Origin of the sequence: Priestia sp. YIM B13490 (assembly GCF_042787735.1) — a bacterium.
Lineage (GTDB): Bacteria > Bacillota > Bacilli > Bacillales > Bacillaceae_H > Priestia > Priestia megaterium.
Genome location: NZ_JBHZOT010000004.1, coordinates 210,384 through 229,809, shown reverse-complemented (window position 1 = coordinate 229,809; position 19,426 = coordinate 210,384). Strand labels below are relative to the sequence as shown.

The 19,426-nt window shown below is 39.7% G+C and carries 19 protein-coding genes and 3 other annotated features; of the genes, 16 read left to right on the top strand and 3 right to left on the bottom strand.

What is annotated here, in order from left to right; translation table 11 throughout:
* Window positions 1–25: 25 nt before the first annotated feature.
* From dnaI to ACFX4R_RS15495, 7 genes are all read left to right on the top strand, one after another.
* The gene (gene dnaI, locus ACFX4R_RS15525) at window positions 26–958 is read left to right on the top strand and encodes a primosomal protein DnaI (protein ID WP_013059430.1); all 933 of its coding nucleotides are present in this window, start codon (window positions 26–28) and stop codon (window positions 956–958) included.
* A gap of 96 nt (window positions 959–1,054) precedes the next feature.
* Window positions 1,055–1,915 (top strand): sporulation protein YtxC, encoded by an 861-nt coding sequence (gene ytxC / locus ACFX4R_RS15520; RefSeq protein ID WP_016765699.1) that lies wholly within the window; start codon window positions 1,055–1,057, stop codon window positions 1,913–1,915.
* Window positions 1,916–1,975: 60 nt separating this feature from the next.
* Window positions 1,976–2,224: a binding site (T-box leader), on the top strand.
* A gap of 44 nt (window positions 2,225–2,268) precedes the next feature.
* Complete coding sequence (gene thrS, locus ACFX4R_RS15515) at window positions 2,269–4,227, top strand: threonine--tRNA ligase (RefSeq protein WP_377569940.1); 1,959 nt, start codon at window positions 2,269–2,271, stop codon at window positions 4,225–4,227.
* A 171-nt stretch (window positions 4,228–4,398) separates the two neighbouring features.
* Window positions 4,399–4,521: a sequence feature (ribosomal protein L20 leader region), on the top strand.
* Window positions 4,522–4,590: 69 nt separating this feature from the next.
* A complete protein-coding gene (infC, locus tag ACFX4R_RS15510; RefSeq protein WP_013059427.1) occupies window positions 4,591–5,094 on the top strand; it encodes a translation initiation factor IF-3 in 504 nt (167 codons plus the stop codon).
* A gap of 21 nt (window positions 5,095–5,115) precedes the next feature.
* Complete coding sequence (gene rpmI / locus ACFX4R_RS15505; RefSeq protein WP_013059426.1) at window positions 5,116–5,316, top strand: 50S ribosomal protein L35; 201 nt, start codon at window positions 5,116–5,118, stop codon at window positions 5,314–5,316.
* Window positions 5,317–5,355: 39 nt separating this feature from the next.
* Entirely contained in the window at window positions 5,356–5,715 is a 360-nt protein-coding gene (rplT, locus tag ACFX4R_RS15500) for a 50S ribosomal protein L20 (protein ID WP_013059425.1), read from the top strand.
* A gap of 60 nt (window positions 5,716–5,775) precedes the next feature.
* Window positions 5,776–6,036 carry a DUF1294 domain-containing protein gene (locus tag ACFX4R_RS15495; RefSeq protein ID WP_013059424.1) on the top strand — a complete coding sequence of 87 codons (261 nt, stop codon included), beginning with the start codon at window positions 5,776–5,778 and terminating at the stop codon, window positions 6,034–6,036.
* 18 nt (window positions 6,037–6,054) lie between these two features.
* On the opposite strand, the gene ACFX4R_RS15490 is transcribed toward ACFX4R_RS15495, so the two are convergent.
* Window positions 6,055–6,432 carry a hypothetical protein gene (locus ACFX4R_RS15490; RefSeq protein ID WP_016765696.1) on the bottom strand — a complete coding sequence of 126 codons (378 nt, stop codon included), beginning with the start codon at window positions 6,430–6,432 and terminating at the stop codon, window positions 6,055–6,057.
* 132 nt (window positions 6,433–6,564) lie between these two features.
* On the opposite strand from ACFX4R_RS15490, the gene ACFX4R_RS15485 reads away from it, so the two are divergent.
* Together ACFX4R_RS15485 and ACFX4R_RS15480 are read left to right on the top strand one after the other, a co-directional pair.
* Window positions 6,565–7,053 carry a dUTP diphosphatase gene (locus tag ACFX4R_RS15485; RefSeq protein WP_016765695.1) on the top strand — a complete coding sequence of 163 codons (489 nt, stop codon included), beginning with the start codon at window positions 6,565–6,567 and terminating at the stop codon, window positions 7,051–7,053.
* A 77-nt stretch (window positions 7,054–7,130) separates the two neighbouring features.
* Complete coding sequence (locus ACFX4R_RS15480) at window positions 7,131–8,216, top strand: M42 family metallopeptidase (RefSeq protein ID WP_016765694.1); 1,086 nt, start codon at window positions 7,131–7,133, stop codon at window positions 8,214–8,216.
* Between the two features lie 56 nt (window positions 8,217–8,272).
* Here ACFX4R_RS15480 and sspI read toward each other — a convergent pair whose 3' ends face one another.
* Entirely contained in the window at window positions 8,273–8,479 is a 207-nt protein-coding gene (gene sspI, locus ACFX4R_RS15475; protein WP_013059420.1) for a small acid-soluble spore protein SspI, read from the bottom strand.
* A 140-nt stretch (window positions 8,480–8,619) separates the two neighbouring features.
* Here sspI and ACFX4R_RS15470 point away from each other — a divergent pair, with 140 nt between their 5' ends.
* The 3 genes from ACFX4R_RS15470 (at window position 8,620) to pheT (ending at window position 13,185) form a co-directional block, all read left to right on the top strand.
* Window positions 8,620–9,384, top strand: a complete 765-nt coding sequence (locus ACFX4R_RS15470) for a TrmH family RNA methyltransferase (RefSeq protein ID WP_198530619.1) — start codon at window positions 8,620–8,622, stop codon at window positions 9,382–9,384.
* Between the two features lie 48 nt (window positions 9,385–9,432).
* Window positions 9,433–9,668, top strand: a binding site (T-box leader).
* Window positions 9,669–9,722: 54 nt separating this feature from the next.
* Window positions 9,723–10,757: a phenylalanine--tRNA ligase subunit alpha gene (gene pheS / locus ACFX4R_RS15465; protein ID WP_014458064.1), complete on the top strand. Its 1,035-nt coding sequence runs from the start codon at window positions 9,723–9,725 to the stop codon at window positions 10,755–10,757.
* Between the two features lie 13 nt (window positions 10,758–10,770).
* Complete coding sequence (pheT, locus tag ACFX4R_RS15460; RefSeq protein ID WP_162215016.1) at window positions 10,771–13,185, top strand: phenylalanine--tRNA ligase subunit beta; 2,415 nt, start codon at window positions 10,771–10,773, stop codon at window positions 13,183–13,185.
* Between the two features lie 33 nt (window positions 13,186–13,218).
* On the opposite strand, the gene rnhC is transcribed toward pheT, so the two are convergent.
* Entirely contained in the window at window positions 13,219–14,133 is a 915-nt protein-coding gene (rnhC, locus tag ACFX4R_RS15455) for a ribonuclease HIII (protein WP_377569906.1), read from the bottom strand.
* Window positions 14,134–14,276: 143 nt separating this feature from the next.
* Between rnhC and zapA the strand changes: the two genes are divergently transcribed.
* The 4 genes from zapA to ACFX4R_RS15435 all read left to right on the top strand — a co-directional run bounded on the left by zapA (window position 14,277) and on the right by ACFX4R_RS15435 (window position 19,385).
* Window positions 14,277–14,537: a cell division protein ZapA gene (gene zapA / locus ACFX4R_RS15450; protein ID WP_013059415.1), complete on the top strand. Its 261-nt coding sequence runs from the start codon at window positions 14,277–14,279 to the stop codon at window positions 14,535–14,537.
* Window positions 14,534–15,091: a CvpA family protein gene (locus ACFX4R_RS15445; RefSeq protein WP_014458067.1), complete on the top strand. Its 558-nt coding sequence runs from the start codon at window positions 14,534–14,536 to the stop codon at window positions 15,089–15,091. The genes zapA and ACFX4R_RS15445 overlap by 4 nt, the downstream gene beginning before the upstream one ends.
* A gap of 198 nt (window positions 15,092–15,289) precedes the next feature.
* Window positions 15,290–17,002, top strand: coding sequence for a DNA polymerase/3'-5' exonuclease PolX (gene polX, locus ACFX4R_RS15440; RefSeq protein WP_377569904.1), 1,713 nt, complete (start codon window positions 15,290–15,292; stop codon window positions 17,000–17,002).
* Between the two features lie 19 nt (window positions 17,003–17,021).
* A complete protein-coding gene (locus ACFX4R_RS15435; protein WP_013085170.1) occupies window positions 17,022–19,385 on the top strand; it encodes an endonuclease MutS2 in 2,364 nt (787 codons plus the stop codon).
* Window positions 19,386–19,426: the final 41 nt, after the last annotated feature.

Here is a 19,426-nt window from a genome sequence, read left to right as displayed (position 1 = left end):
GTATGATAGAGATGAGGTGAAAAAGATGAAGCCTATCAATGATTCACTAAATCAGTTAGTGAACAAAAAGGATTTTAAAGCACGCTTAGAAGCATTAAGAAACAGTATCCTGTCTAATCCTGAAGTCAAAACATTTTTGCAAGAGCATCGCCATGAGTTAGATGAGCAAATGGTTGACCGAGGTCTGATGAAGATGCATGAATTTATCGATCAAAGCAAATGCTGTGACAAGTGTCCTTCTCTGCAAAGCTGTGTCAACATGGTGAAAGGATACCACCCTCAGCTGGTTGTAAAAGGCCGTAATATTGATTTACAGTATGAACGCTGTCCTAGAAAAGTACAAGAAGATGAGCGAAAAGAACAAGAATCTTTTATTCAGTGTATGTACGTGCCTAAAGAAATTTTACAGGCAACAATGTCTGATATTGAAATTGAGCAGGGAAGATTTGAAGCCATTAAACTAGTAAGAGATTTTGTGCGAGAATATGAGCCGAATAAGAAAATGAAAGCTTTATATTTACATGGTTCGTTTGGTGTGGGGAAAACGTATTTTCTTGGAGCAATTGCCAATGCGTTAGCTGAAAAGAAAGTGAAATCTACCATTCTGTATGTCCCTGAGTTTTTACGTGAGTTAAAAGGTTCGTTTCAAGATCAAAGTTTCAATGAGAAAATAGAGTATGTCAAAAAAGTACCGGTTCTTATGCTTGATGATCTCGGAGCAGAATCCGTAACGAGCTGGATGCGAGACGATGTGCTCGGAACCATTTTACAATTCCGTATGCTCGAAAATTTGCCGACATTTTTCAGCTCGAATTTAAATTTTAAAGAGCTACAACATCATTTGACTTATACCCAAAGAGGCGAGCAGGAAGAGCTCAAAGCCGCTCGTGTCATGGAACGAATTAAGTCTCTAGCCATTCCTGTTGAAATGAATGGAGAGAATAAACGAAATAGATGAGCAGGTCGTTTTACATTTCTTGTAACGACTTGCTCATTTTTTTGCATGTTGCCCCATATACATTAATAAAGCGTGTCCAAAGGGGGGCTATGAGGAATGAAAATATTCTTTAAATATGTAGAAGACGCAGTCGTTGTATATGAGTCTTTATGCGCGAAGCGAAGCGCTTTATCATATGGTTCACAGTGCTTGAAGCTGGTGAATAATCAGCTTTTAGTCATTGATGAGACATACAATAGAGAGGCCATTTTACAAGACATGGTGATACCGGTATTAACCCACGTAATTTTAAAAAAGAAAGAAAAAAAGATGATGGTAAACATATTAAAAGAACAATTTTTCTATTCAGAAGAGGAAGAGCAAGATTTGCTGCTTCAAATTATGGGGGGGATTATGGAAGGAGAGAGAGGCGAAATTCCGCAAAAAACATTTTCTCTTCCAAGAGAATTACTTATCCGCCAGGCTCTTCAAGACTTCTTCATTCATAATGTAACATTCACCTTTGAGTCTTTTCTCCAATTCCGTTTAAAAGAATATCAAGAGCGGCTGCGCTATTATGCCGAGCTGGCGATTGATGAATATAAGCTTGAACAAGACTATCAAATTCTTATTCATCAGCTGCGTCAAGCAGCTAATGAAAGACAGTCATCTACAGGTAACGTATATGTAATGCACTTGAACAAAAACAAGTTTGTACTGTACGACCACAACAGTAGATATGTTCCTGAACGTGAATGTGCAGCTCTAGCAGAGGCCTTTTTATCTGAACAAGAATCATTATACATAGACTCAACTATTATCGCGCCTTTGCTAAGTTTATCTCCAGCTGCTATTCATCTGTATAGCGACCAGCATGATCATGATTTTGTTTATACCATTCAAAATATCTTCCAAGAAAAAGTTATGTTATACGAAAAAAATGAATTTCCGTTTGATCAAAAGCAAAATATAACGTGAAAGGTTGATTTCTATTTTGAAAATGAATATAATAAATGCATATTGAAAAACAGCTATATGTTACAAGTTATGATGAGGACATGAGTGTATATTTACGGTTTGTAGAGAGGGAGATCCAGGCTGAAAATCTCCTAACACGGAATATATTCTTACCACCTCTAAACTTCAGTAGTAAACGAGCAGAGCCTCTAGTAATTACTGACGGAATTTCCGTTATAAAACCTCGAGCCGCTTCGGGTTCTTTGGGTTATCCAAGATACGAAGAGGAAACAAGGGTGGTACCGCGTGTATACACAACTCGTCCCTTTTGATAAGGGACGAGTTTTTTGTTTTTACAAAAAGTTTATTCAGTTATGTTAAAGGAGTGGAAAGTTGTGTCAGAAGTAATCAAAATGACATTCCCTGATGGAGCTGTTAAAGAGTATCCAAAAGGATCATCAACAGAAGATATTGCGGTTTCTATTAGCCCGGGATTAAAGAAAAAAGCATTAGCAGGCAAAGTAAACGGCGAGCTGCTGGATTTACGTACGCCAATCGAAGAAGATGGCAGTCTTGAAATCATTACACAAGATGCTCCTGAAGCGCTTGAAATTATGCGTCACAGTACAGCGCATTTAATGGCTCAAGCAATCAAACGTTTATACAAAGATACAAAAGTACAGCTAGGTGTAGGGCCGGTTATCGAAAACGGTTTTTACTATGACATCGATATGGAAGAATCAATTACTCCTGAAGATTTAGGTAAAATTGAAAAAGAAATGAAAAAAATCGTTAATTCAAATATTGAAATTGAACGAAAAGAAGTTTCTCGTGAAGAAGCCATTCAACTTTTTAAAGAAGTTGGCGATGAACTGAAGCTTGAATTGATCGATGCGATTCCAGCAGGTGAAAAGGTTACGATTTACCAACAAGGCGAATTCTTTGACCTTTGCCGAGGCGTGCACGTGCCGTCAACAGGCAAAATTAAAGAATTTAAACTATTAAGCGTGGCGGGTGCTTATTGGCGCGGAGACAGCGATAATCAAATGCTGCAGCGTATTTACGGTACAGCATTCTTTACAAAAGCAGATTTAGACGAGCATCTTCGTCTTCTTGAAGAAGCAAAAGAACGTGATCACCGTAAACTTGGTAAAGAGCTAAACTTATTTACAAATTCTCAAAAAGTAGGACAAGGTCTGCCTTTATGGCTTCCAAAAGGTGCGACGATCCGCCGTATTATCGAGCGTTATATCGTAGATAAAGAAGTAAGCCTTGGTTATCAGCACGTTTACACTCCAGTGCTCGGAAGTGTAGAACTTTACAAAACGTCTGGTCACTGGGAGCACTACCAAGATGACATGTTCCCTGCAATGGAAATGGATAACGAAGACCTGGTTCTTCGTCCGATGAACTGTCCTCATCACATGATGGTTTACAAACAAGGTATTCACAGCTATCGTGAGCTTCCAATCCGTATTGCTGAGCTTGGAACGATGCACCGCTACGAAATGTCAGGAGCATTATCAGGACTTCAGCGTGTTCGAGGCATGACGCTAAATGATGCGCATATCTTCGTACGTCCCGACCAAATCAAAGAAGAATTTATTCGTGTAGTTCGCTTAGTTGAAGCGGTTTATAAAGATTTTGGATTTGAAAATTATTCATTCCGTCTATCTTACCGTGACCCTGCAGATACAGAAAAATACTTTGATGATGATGCAATGTGGGAAAAAGCACAAAGCATGTTAAAAGACGCAATGGATGAGCTTGACCTTGATTATTATGAAGCTGAAGGCGAAGCGGCATTCTACGGTCCAAAACTAGATGTTCAAGTTAAAACAGCTCTTGGTAAAGAAGAGACGCTATCTACGGTTCAATTGGATTTCTTACTTCCTGAACGATTTGATTTAACGTATGTAGGAGAAGACGGGAAACAACATCGACCGGTTGTTATTCACCGCGGCGTGGTGTCAACAATGGAACGTTTTGTAGCTTTCTTAATCGAAGAATACAAAGGAGCTTTCCCAACGTGGTTAGCACCTGTACAAGTTCAAGTGATTCCGGTATCACCTACCGTTCACCTTGAGTATGCAAAAGAAGTGCAAGAACAGCTGCAGCTGGCGGGTATTCGTGTGGAACTTGATTCTCGCGATGAGAAAATCGGCTATAAAATCCGTGAGGCTCAAATGCAAAAAATTCCTTATATGCTTGTTGTAGGGGATAAAGAAGTAGAAGATAAAGCAGTAAACGTACGTAAATACGGTGAGCAGAATTCAGAAACAGTGGACTTCCAAGCCTTTTTACAAAATGTAAAAGCAGAAGCATCTCGCTAATGAAAAAAGCAGAGAATTGAAATTCTCTGCTTTTTTATCTAACATTTATAAAAAACTGTTGCATAAATGTTTTTCCTTTGATACAATAATTTTTGTTGTGAAAAAAGAACGAAATCATTGACTTTTGTCTTTGTTGATACTATAATAGCTTAAGTAATTGAATACTTGTTTATACAGAAGAAGAAGCACCCGCTTCTCACCTGAGTGACGCATAAAGCAGTTAGCAGGTACATCGTATCTTAATTAAAACGATAGAAGTGTGGGTGCAGTATGTACTCACACTTTTTTGTGTGAGTTAATAATCGGTCTAAGCAAGCGTATTCGCTCATTAAACCTTGGAGGTGGCTACTTATTAGCAAGGACATGATGGTAAACGAGGGCATTCGAGCTCGCGAAGTTCGTCTAATTGATCAAAACGGTGAACAATTAGGAATTAAATCAAAAAATGAAGCATTAGAAATTGCTTCACGAGTAAATCTTGACTTAGTAATGGTTGCTGCAAATGCGAAACCGCCGGTATGTCGTATTATGGACTACGGTAAATTCCGCTATGAGCAACAACGTAAAGAAAGAGAAGCTCGTAAAAACCAAAAAGTTGTAAACTTAAAAGAAGTTCGTTTAAGTCCAACAATTGATGAACATGATTTTAACACTAAACTTCGTAACGCACGCAAGTTCCTTGAAAAAGGTGACAAAGTGAAAGCGTCTATTCGCTTTAAAGGTCGTGCCATTACTCATAAAGGGATTGGCCAAAAAGTACTTGAACGTTTTTCACAAGCTTGCGAAGATGTAAGTTCAGTTGAATCGGCTCCTAAAATGGAAGGCCGCAGCATGTTCTTAGTCTTGGCACCTAAAAACGAAAAGTAATAGAACGAGGAGGAACACCCCATGCCAAAAATGAAAACACATCGTGGCGCTGCAAAGCGTTTCAAAAAGACTGGAAGCGGTAAATTAAAACGTGCTCGTGCTTACACAAGCCATTTATTCGCTAACAAATCTACAAAACAAAAGCGTAAATTACGTAAAGGTTCTTTAGTAAGCAAAGGTGACTTCAAACGTATCCGTCACTTATTAGATAACATTAAGTAATTTGGGTTGAGATAGAAACAATACAGGAGGTAAACAATTATGCCACGCGTAAAAGGCGGTACAGTAACACGCAAACGTCGTAAAAAAGTTTTAAAATTAGCTAAAGGTTTCTTCGGTTCGAAGCATAGATTATATAAAGTTGCTAATCAGCAAGTTATGAAATCTCACATGTATGCTTATCGTGACCGTCGTCAGAAAAAACGTGACTTCCGTAAATTATGGATCACACGTATTAATGCAGCTGCTCGTATGAACGGTCTTTCTTACAGCCGTTTAATGCACGGTTTAAAATTAGCAGGTATTGAAGTTAACCGCAAAATGCTTGCTGACTTAGCTGTAGCTGATGAAAAAGCATTTGCTGAATTAGCAACTGCTGCTAAAAAAGGCTTAGATAAGTAATGAATATAAAGTCTCGTCATCTTTAGATGATGAGGCTTTTTTGCTATCGGAGGACATATCATGAATGAACTGCTGCTTACCTATTTTATTGTTATTAATATAGTAGGGGTAGGAATGATGTATAGAGATAAACAAAAAGCGAAAAGACATGAGTGGAGAATTGCCGAAAGCACACTGTGGACGGTAGCTGCTATCGGAGGAGCTCTTGGAGGACTAATTGGTATGTATTGCTATCGTCATAAAACGAAGCACACATCGTTTACAGTAGGTTTTCCTATTCTTGCTGCTCTTGATTTACTTTTCTTTTTTGTTATCAGCTGAGCACAAATGATGTTGTGCTCAGTGTAAAAATTCTCGAACGGGGCTTTTCCAGCGAATAGGAGCATTTGGATACATGTCGTGTACGTGGCTTTCCAGTAGCTTGAAATCTTGCTTTTGCAGTTCATGTAATCGAGATGGATCTGTTAACACCATTGTAATTGACAAAGATTCTGGTTCATTGGGATTGCTGTATTTTTCTCCTTCAAATAAAATACCTTTATACGTTAGTAGAAAATTTTTGCGGATATTCGTTTTTTCGTCAACGACAAAAAATTGCTGATGTTCCTGAGCTGCTACAAGCTTCCGCTTTGGACTGCGAAAATGCTGAACCAGCTTTAATAGTGTGTAAGCAACAAGCGCGAAAATGAACACGCGAACGATAACAATAACAAACATAACGCTCCCTCCTTTACAAGGCACAGTTTTCTTACTTTACGTTCGAGTTTCTAAAAAGTTTCATGATTTTTGATATAATTTCTTTATTGGTTTAAAAAGAAGAAGATATACATAATTACAGGAGTGATTACATTGAATTTACAACAGCTATTTACCATGCAGCGCCAGCTGGATCAGCATATAGAGGATAAGCATGAGCTTCATAAGGAAGATTTGATTCCGAGAAAGCTTTTAGCACTGCTTGTCGAAATGGGAGAGCTGGCAAACGAAACGCGCTGCTTCAAATTTTGGAGCGTCAAACCTCCGGCTGAAGACGCTGTTATTTTAGAAGAATTTGTGGACGGTGTACATTTTATCCTTTCTTTAGGGATTGAAAAAGGATACGATGATTTAACTGAGTTACCAGATGCAAAAGCAAGTGATTCAAAAACAGCACAATTTTTACAGGTATTTGCACAAGTTGCTGCTTTCGAGCAGGATCAGTCGAAAGAAAACTATGTGGACATGTTTGTATCTTACATGACGCTTGGCGATATGTTTGGTTTTTCCGCTGAACATATTGAAAAGGCGTACATCTCAAAAAATGAAGTGAATTTTAAACGCCAAGAACAAGGATACTAGAAATAAAGGGATGGGAAATTTTACTTCAACCTCTTTTTAGCTATAATAGAGGTATACATATGAAAGGGGTAATCCATATGACAAAGTTAGATGAAACATTGACGATGCTTAAAGCACTAACAGATGCAAAAGGAATTCCTGGCAATGAGCGTGAACCGCGTGAGGTTATGAAGAAATATATTGCACCTTATGCAGATGAAGTAACGACGGATGGGCTAGGCAGTTTGATTGCAAAAAAAGTGGGCAACGAACAAGGGCCTAAAATTATGGTAGCCGGTCACTTAGATGAAGTAGGCTTTATGGTGACTCAAATTGATGAACGCGGCTTTATTCGTTTTCAAACGGTAGGCGGATGGTGGTCTCAAGTGATGCTTGCTCAACGCGTAACCATCGTTACATCTAAAGGAGAGGTAACGGGGATTATTGGCTCAAAGCCTCCTCATATCCTGCCTCCAGAAGTTCGTAAAAAGCCAGTTGACATTAAAGATATGTTCATCGATATTGGTGCCTCTAGCAGAGAAGAAGTAGCGGAGTGGGGAGTGAAACCTGGTGATCAGGTTGTGCCTTATTTCGAATTTACGGTTATGAACAACGAAAAGATGCTGCTAGCGAAAGCCTGGGATAACCGTATCGGCTGTGCAATCGCTATCGATGTATTAAAAGCTTTAAAAAATGAAACACATGAAAATGTTGTGTATGGTGTAGGAACGGTGCAAGAAGAAGTTGGACTTCGAGGTGCAAAAACATCCGCTAACTTTATTGAACCGGATATTGCATTTGCTGTTGATGTCGGCATCGCTGGAGATACACCTGGTGTTTCTGATAAAGAAGCATCTTCTAAAATGGGAGAGGGTCCGCAAATCATTTTATATGATGCTTCCATGGTTTCTCATAAAGGACTTCGAGATACAGTGGTAGATGTGGCAGATGAATTAAATATTCCATATCAATTTGATGCAATCGCTGGAGGCGGTACGGACTCAGGTTCTATCCATATTTCAGCTAACGGGGTGCCAGCACTTTCAATTACGATCGCAACTCGTTATATCCATTCTCATGCAGCGATGCTTCATCGTGATGATTATGAAAATGCAGTTAAATTAATTGCGGAAGTAATTAAACGCTTAGACCGAAATACGGTAAACGCAATTACGTATAATTAAAAAAAGCTCATTCTCCTAGGAGAATGAGCTTTTTGCTGTACATAGGACAAGGCTATTTATTTTAAACCGTTTTCAAGCGTTGTCAGAATTTCTTCTTTTTCTGATTCTGGAGACTTTTCCCAAAGCACCTCAAATAAAACACCAAGTCCAGGGAGCATTTTTTCCTCGCCGCTTTGAATAGCGTCAGAAATTGTAGCTTCAAGCTCTTCTTTTGAGTTTCCTGAAACGTTTGCAATAACAGCATTTCGTAAATTAAGATCCATCATTTTCACCTCAGCTATCGTAAAGTTACCAATAGTTTTTGTTTTCTTTGCGATTTCTATGTACAATAAAGTGAAACTTATCTAATGATTATTGAGCAAAATGTAATCGAACTATTTATTTTTATATAGATAAAGGAGTTATGTTTGTGAAACAAATTGATTCAGTTAAAAATCCGCAGGTAAAAGCGTGGAAAAAGCTGCATAATAAAAAAGACCGTGATAAGCAGGGCCTTTTTATGGTAGAAGGCTTTCATTTAGTCGAAGAAGCTATCAAAAATAAGGATTGCGTAAAGGAACTAATTATACGCGAATCGATCGAAGTGCCAGCACAGTGGAACATAGACGGTATTGAAATAACCGTTGTCAACGAAGCAATAATCAAATTATTATCTGACACCGAAACACCTCAAGGAATTATCGCTGTGTGTTTTCAAACGAAGCATGCAGAAATCATTCATACAGCACAGAAAGTATTGCTTTTAGATGCGGTGCAAGATCCAGGTAACCTAGGTACGATTATTCGAACCGCTGATGCTGCCGGAGTGGACGCTATTATCGTTGGAGAGGGCAGCGTGGATGTGTACAACCCAAAAGTCGTTCGTTCAACGCAAGGAGCTATTTTTCATCTTCCAATTGTAAAAAGCGATTTACTCGAAATGATTTCACTGTTAAAAGAAAGAGGAATAGCAGTTTACGGCACGTCTCTACAAAATGGAAAGGTCTACTCATGCGTAAAACCTTCAAACGAATTTGCGCTGATTGTGGGAAATGAAGGAAACGGCGTAAGCGAGAAAGTGCTGGAACAAACGGATCAGAATCTGTACCTTCCCATCTATGGAAAGAGCGAGTCGCTAAATGTTGCCATCGCTTCTGGAATCTTACTTTATTATTTACGCGGAATGTAGTTGCATCGAGAACGTGTTTTCACTATAATAATACAATAGTTACATATGTAAAAAACGATGAAAGAGAGCAGTAGCTTATGTCCGTTTATGCAGGGAGAAAATGCCGCGACTGAAAGCATTTTTATAAATGTAATAAGTGAATTCACCTCTTGAGTTGACACTTAGACCATCTTACATAGATGTAAAGGTGTTCCGGAGATTCCGTTAACTTGAATGAAGTGAACTGTATACGTCTGTGTATATAGTTAACAAGGGTGGTAACGCGACTAATCCTCGTCCCTTTTTTGGGAGGAGGTTTTTTTATTTGTCATTTTTTACGTTAAAAGGAGGAATAAGTGATGAAAGAACGTTTACAAGAACTTCAACAAGAAGCAATTGCAAAAGTCGAAGCAGCAAGTGCTTTAAAAGAATTAAACGACGTACGCGTAGCTTATTTAGGAAAGAAAGGCCCTATCACAGAAGTGCTTCGCGGTATGGGAAAACTTTCAGCTGAAGAGCGTCCTGTAATGGGAGCACTTGCAAATGAAGTGCGTGAAGCTATTGCATCTAAAATTGAAGAAAAACAAACGGCGTTAGAAGCAGCTGAGGTAGAGCGTAAACTTGCTTCAGAAACAATCGACGTAACGCTTCCAGGACGCCCTGTTAAAGCAGGTACGCATCACCCGCTAACAAGCGTGGTTGAAGAAGTAGAAGATTTATTCTTAGGAATGGGCTATGAAGTAGCAGAAGGACCGGAAGTAGAGCAGGACTACTATAATTTCGAAGCGCTGAACTTGCCAAAAGGTCACCCAGCACGTGATATGCAAGATACGTTTTATATTACGGAAGAAACGCTTCTTCGCACGCATACATCAACTGTTCAAGCTCGTGTTATGAACAAGAATGAAGGCAAAGGACCTGTTAAAATTATTTGCCCGGGTAAAGTGTACCGCCGCGATGACGATGATGCTACGCATTCTCATCAATTCATGCAAATTGAAGGTCTTGTAGTAGACGAAAACATTCGTATGAGCGATTTAAAAGGCACGCTTGAAGTATTTGTGAAAAAGATGTTCGGTGCAGACCGTGAAATTCGTCTTCGTCCAAGTTTCTTCCCGTTCACTGAGCCGTCTGTAGAAGTAGACGTATCGTGTGCAAAATGTGGAGGTAAAGGCTGTAATGTATGTAAACAAACAGGCTGGATTGAAATTTTAGGAGCTGGCATGGTTCATCCAAATGTCCTTGAAATGGCTGGATACGATTCAACTAAATATCGTGGTTTTGCTTTTGGAATCGGTGTAGAGCGTATTGCTATGTTAAAACACGGCGTGGATGATATTCGTCATTTCTATACAAATGATGTTCGTTTCTTAGATCAATTTAAACAAGTATAAAGGAGGGGCTACGATGTTTGTATCTTATCGTTGGTTACAAGAGTATGTTGACTTATCAGGCGTAACGGCAGAAGAGTTAGCAGATAAAATCACAAAAAGTGGAATTGAAGTTGAAGGTGTAGAAAACTTAAATAAAGGCATCAGCGGAGTGGTAATTGGTCACGTTGTAGAACGTGAACAGCATCCAAATGCTGATAAATTAAGCCGCTGTCAAGTAGATCTTGGCGGAGGAGAAATCGTTCAAATCGTGTGCGGAGCACCAAACGTGGCACAAGGTCAAAAAGTAGCGGTTGCAAAAGTGGGAGCTGTACTTCCAGGTAACTTTAAAATCAAGCGTGCTAAGCTTCGCGGTGAAGAATCGAACGGTATGATTTGTTCTCTTCAAGAGCTTGGCATTGAAAGCAAGCTTGTGGCAAAAGATTATCAAGAAGGCATCTTCGTGTTCCCAAGCGATGCTGAAGTAGGAGCGGATGCACTAGATGCATTAAACTTAAACGATGAAGTATTAGAACTAGGGCTAACACCAAACCGTTCAGACTGCTTAAGTATGTTAGGCGTAGCACATGAAGTGGCTGCTATTTTACGTCGTGAAGTGAAGTATCCGTCAGTAAACGTGCAAACGTCTGATGAGCAAGCAGCTGATTATATTTCCGTTAAAGTAGAGGCAAAAGAAGACAATCCGCTTTACGTAGCGCGCGTTGTGAAAAACGTAAAAATTGCTCCGTCACCATTATGGATGCAAACGCGTTTAATGGCAGCTGGTATTCGACCTCATAACAACGTTGTTGATATTACCAACTATATTTTGCTTGAATACGGCCAGCCGCTGCATGCTTTTGACTATGATCGTCTTGGTTCAAAAGAAATTGTTGTACGTCACGCGTCAGAAGGCGAAAAGTTTGTAACACTTGATGATCAAGAGCGCGTATTAAAAGGCAATCAGCTTGTCATTACAAACGGCAGTGAGCCGGTAGCTCTTGCAGGTGTAATGGGCGGAGCGAACTCCGAAGTAAAAGACGATACGGTAAATGTTCTCATTGAATCAGCTTACTTCAAAGGCTTAACGGTTCGCCAAGCTTCAAAAGACCACGGTCTTCGCAGTGAGGCAAGCGCTCGTTTTGAAAAAGGAATTGATCCTAACCGTACGCGTGTAGCTGCTGACCGCGCAGCAGAATTAATGGCTGAATACGCTTCAGGTGAAGTGGTAAGCGGTACTGTAGAAGTAGATACACTAACTGTGGAACCTGCTGTTGTAGCTGTGTCACTTGGCCGTATTAACGATGTGCTTGGTACAGAGCTATCAATGGAAGAAGTACAAGACATTATGAACCGTCTTCAATTTGAAAACAAAGTGGAAGACGAAACCATTGTTGTAACAGTGCCAACTCGTAGAGGCGATATTACAATTGAAGAAGATATCGTCGAGGAAGTAGCGCGTATGTATGGCTATGACAACCTTCCTACAACGCTTCCTGTAACAGTGGCAACTCCAGGAAGACTAACAGAGTATCAGCTTGGACGCCGTAAAGTTCGCCGTTTCTTAGAAGGTGCGGGACTAGCACAAACAACAACATATTCGCTAACGAGCGCTGAAAAAGCTACTCAGTTTGCACTAAATGCAACAAGTACGATTGGTCTAGCAATGCCGATGAGTGAAGATCGCAGCATCCTTCGTCAAAGCTTAGTGCCTCATTTGCTAGAAGCAGTGAAGCATAATAATGCTCGCCAGTCGGATTCTATTGCGCTATACGAAACAGGCTCAGTGTTCTTATCTAAAGGTGAAGGAGAATTACCGGATGAGCAGGAGCGCGTAGCTGGTGCAATCACGGGTCTATGGCATGCTCACGGCTGGCAAGGTGAAAAGAAAGTCGTTGATTTCTATGTGATTAAAGGTGTACTAGAAGGGTTATTTGCACAGCTTGGTTTGGAGAAACGAATCTCATATGCTCCTGTTAAAAAAGACGGTATGCACCCTGGACGTACAGCGGCTGTATGGTTAGATGAAAAAGAAATTGGATACGTAGGTCAAGTTCATCCTGTTGCTCAGAAACAGTATGGTCTTCGTGAAACATACGTATTTGAATTACACCTTCAAGAGCTATTAGCTGCAGATGTCGAAGAAGTTCGTTATTCAGCTATTCCAAGATTCCCATCTATTACACGTGATATTGCACTTGTGGTAGATAAAAACGTTCTTGCAGGAGAAGTTCAGCGCGTCATCTATACGACGGGCGGAGAACTTTTAAAAGACGTGACGGTATTTGATCTATATGAAGGCGAGCGTATGGAAGAAGGCAAGAAATCTGTAGCTTTCTCTTTACGATACTTAGATCCTGAACGTACATTAACTGATGAAGAAGTAGCAAAAGCACATGGTGCAGTGTTAGAGGCTGTAGAAAAAGAATTTGGTGCAACGCTTCGTTCATAAGAATAAGAAAAGAGATGTGGATTTCCACATCTCTTATTTTTTAGCTAATTTTAAAGCTTTTTCCGTATTAGCAAAATGAATTTTAGCTAAAGAGTTCAGCGCATTCACGCCATGTTTCTTAATGATTTTAGCAGCGGCAATATCAACTTGTGCGCCAGCTCCGCGAGGAATAACCATCCCGGTCTTTTCCGTCAGCAAATCCATTTGTTTTAAAAATGCGTATCTGGCAATAATGGAAGCAGCAGCTACAGATAAATGAACGCTTTCTCCTTTTGTGCTGAAAAAGACATTTTCTTTGATAATTTCTTTTTCCTTTACCACGTGTTTATAATAGGTGTTTTTTTCGACAAACTGGTCAATTAAAATGGCATCGGGTTTTTCAGGATCCAATTTTTTTAACACGTTGGATAAAGCTTTGTTGTGCAACAGAGCTTTCATTTTACCTTGTGACATGCCTTTTTCTTGAAATGCATTATACTTTTCGTTATGTAAAACAAGCAAACTATAGGGAATAAAAGAAACAAGCTGCTTGGCAATTTCAATAATTTTAGCATCTGTTAACTCTTTTGAATCTCGTACTCCTAATTCTTTTAACAAAGGAAGCTGCTCTTTTTGAACATAGGCAGCAACTACGGTCATAGGACCAAAATAATCTCCTGTCCCTACTTCGTCAGAACCGATGACTGATAGTGAGCTGAAGTTTGATGGGAGGTGTGAGACAGGAGCCTTTTTCGCAGCATCTAAAGAGCCTCCCCACTTAGACGCTTCTGTTTCAGCTTCTTTTCCTTGAAAAAGTACTTTTCCAGAGCGGTACGCAGTGATAGAACAGCCGGGAGTTTTAGCCGAAAAAATACTTCCCTGCGGCAGTTTGGGCTGCAGATAGGATGTGTAATGAAGCTTCATTTTAGCTATTCTATCAGCTGATACCTTAATAACAGCATGTGACATAATGCTTCACTCCTTTCGGGGTATTTTAGTTTACTTTATAAGCACTATCCCTTATGATAGCTTAAATATAGATATGTTTCCATTGAAGTCTTCTTCGTGGTATGATAGGGATTAGGATTTTTCGTGGAACGGAGGATTTTCTCGTGTCAAGACAAGATAAAACACGTGCGACAGTTGACATCTTTGGTCAGCAGTACAGCATCGTCGGTAGCGAAAGTACAAGCCATATTCGACTTGTCGCCTCTATAGTGGATGAAAAAATGCGTGAAATCAGTACTAAAAACCCTTCTTTAGATATCAATAAATTAGCAGTATTAACAGCTGTGAATGCTGTACACGAATATATAAAACTGAAAGAAGACTATGAGAGACTTGAACAAAAACTTTATGGAAAAGAGGAATGACTGAGTCAATGCTTAATATCATTTTAATTATATTGCTTCTTCTAGGCTTTGTAACAGGTCTTAAAAGAGGATTTATTTTGCAGCTCATTCATATTGTCAGTTTTGCGGTTTCGTTTATCGTCGCTTATATGTTTAGTGGAGATTTGGCAAGCCGACTTCGCTTGCTGATTCCGTTTCCGGACAATATTCAGCAGCAAAGTGTCGCATCGTTTGTATTTGATTCTGGAACAATAGAAGACGCTTTTTATCGAATGATTGCATTTGCGATTTTATTTTTTGCTACTCACATTGTACTTCGCCTTGCAGGCTCTGTTTTAACGGCTTTAACCGAATTGCCAATTCTGCGCCAGTTAAATAAATGGGGCGGAGGTGCACTTGGATTCGTTGAAGTGTATATCATCGTTTTTATTTTGTTATACATTGGAGCCGTGATTCCTGTAAGTGAAATTCAAACGCCAATTCAACAGTCTTCAATTGCAATCAATATCGTACAAAATACTCCATACTTATCGTCTGCGATTCAAGATTTGTGGACTCAGTATGGTGTAATGTAATGAAATTACAATAGCTTGTTGAGAGGGTGTGTCGAAAGTGTCATAATACTTTTGAGATACCCTCTTTTTTTATCGCAGTCTGATCTGCGGTTTTCATGAGGATAAAAGTATGTCTAGATGAAAACTTGAGAGAGTAAATATGTCACTCATCATGTTTTTGAAAGTTTCGTTATTATGATAATAGGCTGGTGAAAAGAGATGAATAAAAAGGATATTATTAAATTGTTAGAAACAATTGCTACATATATGGAATTAAAGGGAGATAACCCTTTTAAAATTTCCGCTTTTCGAAAAGCAGCTGCAGCGCTAGAAACGGACGAAAGAACGCTGACAGAGATTGAGGATTTTACCAAGCTCCAAGGGATTGGAAAAGGAACGGCTGCAGTCATTACAGAGTATATGGAAACAAATGAGTCAAGCGTATTAGAAGAACTAAAGCAAGAAGTTCCTGAAGGACTTATTCCTTTGCTTAAGCTGCCGGGGCTTGGAGGTAAAAAAATCGCTAAATTATATAAAGAGCTAGATATTCGAGATATGGAATCACTGCATCAGGCCTGTATGGAAAATCGAGTGCAGGGACTAAGCGGTTTTGGTAAAAAGACAGAAGAAAAAATTATCGCTGCCATTGAAGAGTTTGGGAAGCGTCCTGATCGTTTGCCTCTTGCTTTTATGCTTCCAATAGCGGAAGAAATTTTAGAAGCCCTTAAACAGATGCATAGCATTGAGCGTTTTTCTCAAGCAGGGAGCATTCGCCGCATGAGGGAAACCGTAAAAGATCTTGATTTTATTATTTCAACAGCTGAGCCTCATGCTGTCCGTGAACAGCTAGTATCGCTGCCAAATGTGAAGGATATCATTGCAAATGGAGATACAAAAGTATCGGTAACGTTAGCCTATGAGTACGATGTGTCTGTGGATTTTCGGCTTGTAGAAGATAAAGCGTTTGCCACAACGCTTCACCATTTTACAGGATCAAAAGATCATAATGTGCGTATGCGTCAATTAGCAAAAGAACGCGGTGAAAAAATTAGCGAGTATGGCGTTGAAAATGCGGAGACAGGCGAAGTTATGACTTTTGAGTCTGAACAAGCATTCTATGAACATTTTGGGCTGTCTTTTATTCCGCCGGAACTTCGTGAAGATGGAACGGAAGTAGATGCATTTGTAAAGCCTCAAACCCTTGTGACCTACGGTGCCGTAAAAGGTGATTTGCATATGCACTCCACGTGGAGCGACGGGGCGTATTCGATTGAAGAAATGGCGGAAGCATGTCGCGCACGAGGCTATGAGTACATGGCGATTACAGACCATTCTCAGTATTTAAAAGTAGCTAACGGTCTAACGCCTGAACGCATTCGTAAACAGCGTGAAGAAATTAATCGTTTAAACGCACAGTTCGATGATTTTACAATACTAGCAGGAATTGAAATGGATATTTTGCCTGATGCAACACTTGATTATGATGATGAACTGCTAGCTGAGCTAGATTTTGTTATTGCGTCCATTCACTCTAGTTTTTCGCAATCACGCGAAGAAATTATGAATCGCTTAAAGCAAGCGTTAAACAATGTTCATGTAGATTTAATCGCTCATCCGACCGGTCGTTTGATTGGTCGCCGCAACGGATATGATGTAGATATTGATATGTTGATTGAATTAGCTAAAGAAACAAAAACGGCTCTTGAACTAAACGCGAATCCAAACCGTTTAGATTTAGCCGCTGAACACATAAAAAAGGCCCAAGAGGCAGGAGTTAAAATTGCTATTAATACAGATGCTCACAATCTAGACATGCTAGAGCATATGGAAATTGGAATATCTACTGGAATTAAAGGCTGGCTTAAACCAGAAACGGTATTAAATACGTATAGTCTCAAAGAATTAACCGCCTTTTTAAATCGAAATAAATAAGCAACAGGAGGAATCAGTTTTGCAATCACGTATTTTTCATGTACTAGAGTTTAATAAAGTTAAGGAACAGCTTCAGAAAAAAGTAGCTTCTTCTTTAGGCCGAGAAAAAGTAGCGAATTTGATTCCCTCGACTCAGTATGAAGAAGTAGTCAAATGGCAGGAAGCAACAGATGAAGCTACAACCGTGCTGCGATTGCGTGGCAACGTACCGCTAGGGGGCATTTTTGACGTTCGACCTAGCGTGAAGCGCGCTGAAATTGGGGGAACGCTAAGCTCTAATGAACTTCTTGATGTAGCAAGCACTATTTATGCTGCAAGACAAGTCAAGCAGTTTATCGAGCAAGTAGTGGAAGACGAAGATTTACAGCTTCCAATTATAACTGAACATATCGAAAAACTAATGCCTCTTCCTGAGGTAGAACAAACAATTAAAATGAGTATTGATGAGAATGGTACAGTGCTAGACGGTGCAAGCGACCAGCTAAGAGGCATTCGTCAAAAACTTCGCTCAACGGAGTCTCGTATTCGAGAAAAGCTAGAGAGCCTTATTCGCTCCTCGTCTGCTCAAAAAATGTTGTCAGATGCAATTGTTACCATTCGAAACGAACGTTTTGTTATTCCTGTTAAGCAAGAATATCGCAGTGCGTATGGAGGCATTGTGCACGATCAGTCTTCATCCGGAGCAACTTTATTTATTGAGCCTCAGGCGATTGTGACGTTAAACAATGAGCTTCAAGAAGCAAAAGTAAAAGAAAAACAAGAAATTGAGCGTATTCTCATTGCTTTAACCGTTCAGGTAGCGGAAGTGGCAAATGAACTCCGTCAAAACGTTTATCTGTTAGGTGAGCTGGACTTCATGTTTGCTAAAGGGCGCTATAGCCATGAGCTAAAAGCTTCAAAACCTAAAATGAACGATCGAGGCTATATTAAGTTAGTGAAGGCAAAACATCCTCTTATTGCACAGGAAGATGTCGTTGCCAATGATATTGAGCTAGGTGATCAATATACGTCTATCGTTATTACAGGGCCAAATACCGGCGGTAAAACCGTAACGTTAAAAACACTTGGATTATTTACGTTAATGGCTCAAGCAGGTTTGCAGATTCCTGCGCTGGATGGATCGGAAATGGCTGTGTTTAAACACGTATTTGCTGATATTGGAGATGAGCAGTCGATTGAACAAAGTTTGAGTACCTTTTCATCTCATATGGTCAACATTGTAGATATTTTACAAAAAGTAGATCACGAAAGTCTGGTCTTGTTCGATGAATTGGGAGCAGGAACGGATCCTCAAGAAGGTGCAGCGCTTGCGATTTCGATTTTAGATCAAGTATATGAAAGAGGCGCTCGCGTAGTTGCGACTACTCACTATCCTGAATTAAAAGCGTACGGCTATAACCGTGAAGGAGTGGTCAATGCTAGCGTAGAGTTCGATATTGAAACATTGAGCCCTACTTACAAGCTGCTGATTGGTGTACCGGGCCGAAGCAATGCTTTTGAGATTTCAAAACGTTTAGGTTTAAGTGCTGAAGTAATTGAACGTGCCAAAGGCTATATTGGCTCAGAAACAAATAAAGTAGAAAATATGATTGCCTCTCTTGAAGATAGCCGTCGTCAATCTGAACACGAGCTAGAAGAAGCTGAAGAGCTAAGAAAAGAGGCTCAGAAGCTTCATAAAGAATTACAGAGTCAGATTATTGAGTTTAATGAAAAACGAGATAAGCTGTACGAAAAAGCTGAAGAAAAAGCTCAAGCCACAGTTAAAGCAGCATCTGAAGAAGCAGAGAAAATCATTAGCGATTTGCGTAAAATGAGTCAAAAAAATCATGCGCTTGTAAAAGAGCATGAATTGATTGAGGCGCGTAAGCGTCTAGAAGATGCAGTTCCAACTCTTGAAAAAAGTAAAAAGAAACCGGCTGTGCCGAAAAAACAAGAGCGCACTCTTCAAGCTGGAGATGAAGTGAAAGTCTTAAGCTGGGGACAAAAAGGAACGCTTGTGGAACGAGTAAGCAATAATGAATGGCAAGTACAAATGGGAATTATGAAAATGAAGGTGAAAGAAAAAGACCTCGAATATATCAGTTCTCCAAAACCTGTAGAAACGAAGCCGCTTGCTACGGTAAAAGGAAAAGATTATCATGTAAATCTAGAACTGGATTTAAGAGGAGAGCGCTATGAAAATGCGCTGATTCGAGTTGAAAAATATATTGATGATGCTTTATTAGCCAACTATCCGCGCGTTTCGATTATCCACGGTAAAGGAACTGGAGCTCTTCGTAAAGGTGTACAGGAATATTTGAAAAATCATCGTTCTGTCAAAAATATTCGTTTCGGAGAAGCTTCTGAAGGAGGTTCTGGCGTTACGGTTGTGGAATTTAAATAAAAGAGTGCTGAAATAAAGGTGTCAGTCGATGCGCTGAACAA

Bases quoted from the DNA above. Each gene is read 5' to 3' on its own strand.
- ACFX4R_RS15480 (WP_016765694.1), top strand. From the start codon at position 7,131: ATGACAAAGTTAGATGAAACATTGACGATGCTTAAAGCACTAACAGAT.
- dnaI (WP_013059430.1), top strand. From the start codon at position 26: ATGAAGCCTATCAATGATTCACTAAATCAGTTAGTGAACAAAAAGGAT.
- pheT (WP_162215016.1), top strand. From the start codon at position 10,771: ATGTTTGTATCTTATCGTTGGTTACAAGAGTATGTTGACTTATCAGGC.
- rnhC (WP_377569906.1), bottom strand. From the start codon at position 14,133: ATGTCACATGCTGTTATTAAGGTATCAGCTGATAGAATAGCTAAAATG.
- rplT (WP_013059425.1), top strand. From the start codon at position 5,356: ATGCCACGCGTAAAAGGCGGTACAGTAACACGCAAACGTCGTAAAAAA.
- rpmI (WP_013059426.1), top strand. From the start codon at position 5,116: ATGCCAAAAATGAAAACACATCGTGGCGCTGCAAAGCGTTTCAAAAAG.
- ytxC (WP_016765699.1), top strand. From the start codon at position 1,055: ATGAAAATATTCTTTAAATATGTAGAAGACGCAGTCGTTGTATATGAG.
- polX (WP_377569904.1), top strand. From the start codon at position 15,290: ATGAATAAAAAGGATATTATTAAATTGTTAGAAACAATTGCTACATAT.
- ACFX4R_RS15445 (WP_014458067.1), top strand. From the start codon at position 14,534: ATGACTGAGTCAATGCTTAATATCATTTTAATTATATTGCTTCTTCTA.
- ACFX4R_RS15490 (WP_016765696.1), bottom strand. From the start codon at position 6,432: ATGTTTGTTATTGTTATCGTTCGCGTGTTCATTTTCGCGCTTGTTGCT.
- pheS (WP_014458064.1), top strand. From the start codon at position 9,723: ATGAAAGAACGTTTACAAGAACTTCAACAAGAAGCAATTGCAAAAGTC.
- sspI (WP_013059420.1), bottom strand. From the start codon at position 8,479: ATGGATCTTAATTTACGAAATGCTGTTATTGCAAACGTTTCAGGAAAC.
- infC (WP_013059427.1), top strand. From the start codon at position 4,591: ATGATGGTAAACGAGGGCATTCGAGCTCGCGAAGTTCGTCTAATTGAT.
- thrS (WP_377569940.1), top strand. From the start codon at position 2,269: ATGTTAAAGGAGTGGAAAGTTGTGTCAGAAGTAATCAAAATGACATTC.
- ACFX4R_RS15470 (WP_198530619.1), top strand. From the start codon at position 8,620: ATGTTTGTGAAACAAATTGATTCAGTTAAAAATCCGCAGGTAAAAGCG.
- ACFX4R_RS15495 (WP_013059424.1), top strand. From the start codon at position 5,776: ATGAATGAACTGCTGCTTACCTATTTTATTGTTATTAATATAGTAGGG.